This window comes from Limnospira sp. PMC 289.06 (assembly GCF_032350395.1).
Classification (GTDB): domain Bacteria; phylum Cyanobacteriota; class Cyanobacteriia; order Cyanobacteriales; family Microcoleaceae; genus Limnospira; species Limnospira platensis.
In genome coordinates this window covers 1-984 of record NZ_JARPLC010000360.1, presented here as the reverse complement: position 1 = coordinate 984, position 984 = coordinate 1, and the positions used below count along the sequence as shown (strand labels likewise).

At 41.1% G+C, this 984-nt stretch carries 2 protein-coding genes; both read left to right on the top strand.

All coding sequences use genetic code 11. The features are described 5' to 3' along the window. Positions 1-290: hypothetical protein (locus P5674_RS25200; protein WP_315670424.1), on the top strand; the 290-nt coding region annotated here is incomplete at its 5' end. A gap of 50 nt (positions 291-340) precedes the next feature. After that, entirely contained in the window at positions 341-757 is a 417-nt protein-coding gene (locus P5674_RS25195; RefSeq protein ID WP_006615921.1) for a hypothetical protein, read from the top strand. Positions 758-984 lie beyond the last annotated feature (227 nt).

The following is a 984-nucleotide window of genomic DNA, read 5'->3' as shown; positions in this document are numbered from 1 at the left end:
TAAGGACAATCCATCTTGATTTATTTGAGAATATCATTTTCTATTATGCAACACCTACAAAGCCAAGCCAACAGCTATGGGGTAGGTTCAGAAAAGCCAGCATTGATATTTGGTCAGCGGGACTCGGACTATCAGTCTGGGTAAGGACTGGAAGACTCCAAGAGAGTGTATCTCGCCACGCTAACCCTCAACCCCCCGAGAACCGCCCTAGGGGAAAAAGCCCAAAAATTATCAATCATAGGGTCTGGGAAATGTCCCCCTTTATCCACAGGGCTAAGTCGGGAGGATAGCCCAAAATATTCCGTAACCAGGATAACTGCTACAACTACCAGGAGAAATTATGTCCGATATAACTAAAGAAGAAATGCGCGAAAAATTAGCTAATATTGAGAAAATTCGCGATATTATTTTTGGTTCTAATATCCGGGAGTTTAATAACCGCTTCGAGAAAATGGAGTCGGATTTATCTAGGCTTCAGCAAGAATTTCATGATTATGCACAACAGCTAAAAAGTGTTTTTTCGACTGACATTAGGGCGACTAACGAAGCCTTTGATAAAAAGTTTAAATCTCTAAGTACAGAGAGTAAAGAAGAAGCCCCGGAACTGCGACAGCATCTTGAGAGAATCAATCGTAAGTTTTCTAACAGTATTGAATCTTTGGATCAATCTCTGGATACTCAAACTAACCTGCTCCGTGATGAATTCAACCAAACTAGCAAACTAGAGATAGGTGGCAAGAAGACTTTAGGAATTTAACAAGTGAGGTATTTTAACAACTTTATCAACGTTTGTCGATGAGGGGAAATGACAAAGTTTCTAAACATGATATGGCAGAAATACTGTTGGAAATGGGGATGAAGCTAAAGGGGACGGAGTTTGTGCCACAGCTTCAAGATGCGGCGGATACTAATATGTATACTGATATTTAATTGATTAGGGGTCGAGATAGACCTCACGGTCTACCCCTCCCATTCAGCAGCAGA